Here is a 475-nt window from a genome sequence, read left to right as displayed (position 1 = left end):
CAGCCGAAGCCGCCTTTCAATCTTTCACCATGCGGAGAAAGAAGTTATCCGGTATTAGCCCCGGTTTCCCGGAGTTATCCCAGTCTTACAGGCAGGTTACCCACGTGTTACTCACCCGTCCGCCGCTGACTTGAACTGGAGCAAGCTCCAGTCAAATTCCTTCTATATATAAGTAACACCTATTGTTCTTTGAAAACTGGATAATATCGTATAAAAGTAACCAAGCAATAAAACCGAGTAATCGCCATTTTAGGTATTTTTATCAGCAAAGAAAAAGAAGCGTAGCTTATTTTTTTTGTAGGTTAAGTTATAACGGCAACGGTAACAACAATAATAACAATGGCGGAAATAACGGCAACGGTAACAACAATAATAACAATGGCGGAAATAACGGCAACGGTAACAACAATAATAACAATGGCGGAAATAACGGCAACGGTAACAACAATAATAACAATGGCGGAAATAACGGCAA

Annotated in this window: 1 rRNA gene; it reads right to left on the bottom strand. The window is 40.4% G+C overall.

Annotation, left to right across the window (positions count from 1 at the left end):
* Positions 1-216 (bottom strand): 16S ribosomal RNA (locus QYG89_RS17340); the annotation flags it as partial.
* Positions 217-475: the final 259 nt, after the last annotated feature.

Source organism: Bacillus lumedeiriae (assembly GCF_044891285.1).
Lineage (GTDB): Bacteria > Bacillota > Bacilli > Bacillales > Domibacillaceae > Pseudobacillus > Pseudobacillus lumedeiriae.
This window is presented reverse-complemented; position numbering and strand designations above follow the sequence as displayed.